This window comes from Pelotomaculum sp. PtaB.Bin117 (assembly GCF_002067195.1).
Classification (GTDB): Bacteria; Bacillota; Desulfotomaculia; order Desulfotomaculales; family Pelotomaculaceae; genus Pelotomaculum_D; species Pelotomaculum_D terephthalicicum.
In genome coordinates, this window is record NZ_MVQM01000047.1 from 1 (window position 1) to 4,991 (window position 4,991).

Genomic DNA, 4,991 nt, shown 5'->3' on the forward strand with positions numbered 1-4,991 from the left:
ACTCACGAGACGGTTACCCGTCCACACGCTCTCCAGGCGTGCGCCTTCATCCACTCGGCCATCTCTCCGTGCACTGCTACTCAGGTATCACTATTCACTATAACTCGCGCAATACCGCCTTTAGAACATAAACCACGTTAAATTATTATACACGCATTTTTTATTCGCCGCAAGTGTTTTTCCCGCCCGGCGGCGCCAGGTAAACCTTGTAACGTAACCCGGTCAACGAACATTTATTATTAATGGCGAATAATATAATTTAACAATAATTACCTTGACGCATGGAGGTTAGAAGCAAACATGACGTACTATATGACACCGCCGGGCCGTCACCAGTTGCCGCCGCTCCCCTATCCCTACAACGCCCTTGAGCCGGTGATCAGCGCCAGCACCCTGCGGTTTCACCACGACCACCACCATAAATCATACGTTGAAGGCCTGAACAAAGCTGAGCTGAAGCTGGTGGAAGCGCGCCAAAAGAGAGATTTCGCTTTAGTCAAGCACTGGGAACGCGAATTGGCCTTTCATGGTTCCGGCCATATATTGCACAGCATTTACTGGACTGTCATGGCGCCGGTCGGCAGCGGCGGGCAGCCCTGCGCTCAAACCATTAACCAAATAAACAGCTACTTCGGCAGCTTTTCCGCTTTCCAGGAACAGTTCAGCGCGGCCGCGACAGATGTGGAAGGCTCGGGATGGGCCGTATTGGTCTGGCAGCCGGCCTGGGGGCGCATGGAAATCCTGACGGCGGAAAAACACCAGAACTTGACCCAGTGGGGCGGCATCCCCATCCTTGTGCTTGATGTCTGGGAGCACGCTTATTATCTGGACTATCAATACCGGCGGGCCGACTACGTCAAGGCCTGGTGGCAATTGGTCAACTGGTTTGAAGTCGAAAAGCGCCTCCTGCTGGCGATGCCCGCGCAAATACCCCTGACATTATAGCTAGTTAACTTCAGATCCACAACCTTCAGTGAAAAACCGGGTAAGGATTCAATTTTATATACTTGAATGTGAGTCGAGAGTGGCCCCGCTACTGGATCAGCCGGTTCTTGACCATGGTCAGGGGCAGCCGGATAGTCAATACGACGAAAGCCGCCAGCCAGCCCAAGTCGGCCAGGTTGGACCAGGCCACCTTGCCGTGCAGCAGCGGGCGGATAACTTCCACGGCGTGGTACAATGGCGTGAACCAGGGGAGAAACCTGATCCCCGCCGGCAGGTTGTCCACCGGAAAGAATACCCCGGCGAACAAAAACATCGGTGAAATCAGCAGGGTGAAAAAATATCCGAAAGAATCATAGTTCGGCGCGATGCTGGTCCAAACCAGGGACATGACGGAAAAAGACATGACCATCAAAGCAAGCGGCACCGGCGTCAACAGCGCCCAGGGCGACTTCACCAAACCGAACAGCGCCACCACGATTAAAAAAACAATGCCGTAAAGCACACCTTTGAATGTCCCGTATAGTATTTCACCCATAACCACGTCATCCATGCTCACCGGAGTAGCCACCATGCCCTGAAAAACTTTTTGATGCCCCATTCTGGTGAAGCTGCCGTAAGTCATCTCATATGTGGTGGAAAACATCGCCGAAGAAGCAATCAGCGCGGGGGCTAGAAAATCAATGTATGACAGCCCCTCAATCTGGCTCACATACACCCCCAGGCCGAAGCCCATGGCCCACAGGTACAGCATGGGCTCTATGAAATTAAACATAATATTTGCCTTCCAGGTTTTTTTGAAAACCAGCAGGTTGCGGTAGACGACCTTCATCACCAGCGGCCATGACAAGTCTGGGATAGCGGTTATGCCATTAAACAATTGTTTTCTTTTTACCATGCCGTCAGCCTTCCTTAAATTCTTCCGCAGTTATCCGGTGACCTATGGGCTTATGCAAGCGCACAGGTCACTTATCCGTATATTACCATATCTTGGAGCGGCTTTATAGAATTTACTGCAACAACTCAAAAGTCAAAGTTACGATGAGGAATGGTTTATTGTCTTCAGATATTCTGACTCCTGAATACCTTAGTCTTCTTTAAGCGTTTCGCCGGTAAGTTTCAGAAACACATCTTCCAGGTTGGCCGGCCTGAGCCTTTGATGTCTCACCGGAATACCCAGGGCGGCGGCCCTGCCGGATATCCTTTCAGCCAGTTCCCTGCCGTGGCCGGTGAACAATACCAGGTCGTCCCCCAACATCTGGCGGGCTTTGATCAAATCCTCGTTCCCCTCCATGAGAACCCCGTGCCGTGCCGGCTCCACTCCCAGTTCCAGGGCGTCGTTGCCGGTATGACGCTCAATCAATTCCCTGGGCGCGCCCCGCTCTAATATTTCCCCATGGTAAAGCACAATGAGCCTGTCGCAAAGCTGGCCGGCCTCTTCCAGATAATGGGTGGTCAAAAGCATGGTGGTGCCTGATTCCTTCAGTTTCTTCAAACGCTGCCACACCAGGTGGCGGGCGTAGGGGTCCAGACCCGTGGTAGGCTCGTCCAGGATCAAAAGCGCCGGCTGGTTGAGCAGCGCCCGGCCGATAGTCAAACGCCGCTTCAGGCCGCCGGACAGTTGCTCCACCACCGCGCCGGACTTGTCCTGCAAATCCATAAACGCCAAAATGTCCCCGGCCCTCCTTTGGGCCATATCCTTGGGCATCCTGAAGTAGCCGGCGTAAACCAGGAGGTTTTCCCAGACCGTCAATTCCGGGTCCAGGTTGTCCTCCTGCGGCACCACCCCGATTTTGGCCTTGATATTTCTCGCCCCGGTCATAATATCTTCTCCAAAAACCTCAAGTTTTCCGGCGGTAACCGGGGAAAAACCGTAGATCATTTTCGCTATGGAGGTTTTCCCCGCTCCGTTCGGCCCGAGCAATCCAAAGCATTCTCCCCCGCAAACGGTAAAGTTAACCCCTTTTACCGCTTCAAAGTCGGCGAACCTTTTCACCAAGTTCCTGGCTGCAATAACGCTTCTTCTCATTTAACCCCATCGTTCCTTCGTAATGAATCTATTATGAACATTATAACCCGACCGCATCATTCCGGATATCCTTTTGGCTTCCTGACAGACCACCCAGAACAGGCAATTTTCTTCAGAAGGGGTAAAGTGATCGCCGGTTTGTTCAAAATTTACCGCGTAGCAGCCTCCGGTGCATTTTCTGGAGCAGCGCTTGCAATTCTCCTGTTGACGGCTAATTGGATTTTTAAATGGTTCCAGCAAATGGACATCGATCTCAGTATTAACATTACCCACAATACACCTGCCCGCCTCACCGGTCAAGCCCAGCAGCTTGGAACAGGGACTGACATCTCCGTTAGGCGCCACAGCCAGCGACGTGCTGCCGGCCCGGCAGCCCCAACCGGAATACTCATTTTCATCCTTTTCGAATTCCTCAATAAAAACAGGGACACCTTTCCGTTTTAAGGCATGGTAGTCCAGCAATATTTTCAACAAATTAAGGCCGTACCGCGTGATCTCCTCCCTGCTCCAGCTCTTGGCGCCCTGCGCGGGGGCGATAATGAACTGATTGATACCCAGGTTCACAAGCTGTTTAAAATCTTCCCTCATACTTTCTATGGCGGCGTTGCTCACGGTCATCCGCACCCCCAGCCAGGGCTGGTACATTTTCATCATGGGAATTGAATAGGCGATTTTGTGCCAGGTGCCTTCCCCGTTTTTTGTCCGGCGGTAGCGGTCGTGAGTTTCCGGACCGCCGTCCATGCTCAACAAGATGTTGATTTTATATTGCGAAAAGAATTTTAAAATATCTTCGGTAACTAAAGTGCCATTGGTGGTTACGGCCCAGGTAACGGTCAGGCTGCGCTTTTTCGCGGCTTCCAGGGCATATGGCACAATTTGCTTGATTAGATCAAATTCCAGCAGAGGTTCCCCGCCGATTAAAGTTATATTAACCATCGGAAAGGCCGCCTGCTCCACCAGCAGGTCGACGGCGTTCCTGGCCGTGGTGAAATTCATTCTGTCACGGGCGTTTTTTTCGTGAACAAAACAGTATTCACAAGTTAAATTGCATTTAAAGGTCAGGTTCAATTCCAAGGCCGCCAGACCGAGTTTAGCCTGGGATAATTCCCTTTCAGCCAGGCGGGCTAATTTTTCCGCGTCCTCGTTATTTAAAAAATATTTTCTTTTTAAAACATCTGCGAGAACCCGGGGGGAGCGCCCGGGATTGGTTCTGGCATACTCCCCGATAAAAAACGCCGCCTGTTCGAGCCAAGTACCGCGGTCACTTATTCCCATGATTTATTCCTTTTCTTTTTTGCCGTTATTTTTCTGTTCTTTCTTAACCGCGAAATCCATCGGCATAGGTGATGAAACCGGCTCCATTCCGGCCGGCGCTCCCGCCGCCGGACCAGTTACGCCGTAAAACTGGGCGGCGCAGTTATACCCGCTTGACGGGACGCACTGTAAAGCATTAAACGAGAAAAAGCCGCAGGGCTGCTGAAACTGGAATGTGGTGCACGGCTGCTGGTATTGGCATACACACGGCTGCGCGTATTGGGAGACGCAAGGCTGCTGGTACTGGCATGCGCAGGGCTGCTGATATTCATACATGCAGGGCTGCTGGTATTGGCATGCGCAGGATTGCCCGTACTGGAAGGACCCGCAATAAAAAGTCGGGCACCCGCCGCTGTCGGTCATTGGTCCCACTACTCCGCAGAACTGCTGGCCGGGACAGCTATGCCCTCCCGGTATTTTGCAATGCGAACCAAATTGGAAAGGCCCGCAGGCACCAGGCGCATAGTTGTCCGGACAAGTATAGACGCCCGGGCAAAAGACCGGCGGCCGGCAAGAATGCTGCTGGCTGCAGGCATACTGCGGTCCGGTGCAGCCGATCTCCGCTTTCACGCTATCCCTCAGTTGTTCCGCGAGACGCTCCATGCTTTTCCCGGTCAGGGTCTGTTTTGAAGGTTCCCAGACGATTTGAATCGCCTTGAGCGGGATTGTGCCGACTCCTTCAGCAGTCTCTATGCGCACAGATTGC

5 protein-coding genes are annotated in these 4,991 nt (G+C 52.5%); 1 reads left to right on the forward strand and 4 read right to left on the reverse strand.

Features of this window, described 5'->3' with window-relative positions; all coding sequences use genetic code 11:
* Window positions 1–300 precede the first annotated feature (300 nt).
* Window positions 301–945: a superoxide dismutase gene (locus A4E54_RS03010; protein WP_240083961.1), complete on the forward strand. Its 645-nt coding sequence runs from the start codon at window positions 301–303 to the stop codon at window positions 943–945.
* An 88-nt stretch (window positions 946–1,033) separates the two neighbouring features.
* On the opposite strand, the gene A4E54_RS03015 is transcribed toward A4E54_RS03010, so the two are convergent.
* From A4E54_RS03015 to A4E54_RS03030, 4 genes are all read right to left on the reverse strand, one after another.
* On the reverse strand, window positions 1,034–1,840 hold the full coding sequence (locus A4E54_RS03015; protein ID WP_240083960.1) for an ABC transporter permease: 807 nt from the start codon (window positions 1,838–1,840) through the stop codon (window positions 1,034–1,036).
* A 189-nt stretch (window positions 1,841–2,029) separates the two neighbouring features.
* Window positions 2,030–2,971 (reverse strand): ABC transporter ATP-binding protein, encoded by a 942-nt coding sequence (locus A4E54_RS03020; RefSeq protein WP_240083959.1) that lies wholly within the window; start codon window positions 2,969–2,971, stop codon window positions 2,030–2,032.
* A complete protein-coding gene (locus A4E54_RS03025; protein ID WP_286724292.1) occupies window positions 2,972–4,246 on the reverse strand; it encodes a radical SAM/SPASM domain-containing protein in 1,275 nt (424 codons plus the stop codon). It abuts the gene before it with no gap.
* 3 nt (window positions 4,247–4,249) lie between these two features.
* A partial coding sequence (locus tag A4E54_RS03030) for a hypothetical protein (RefSeq protein ID WP_286724295.1) occupies window positions 4,250–4,991 on the reverse strand: 742 nt, incomplete at its 5' end.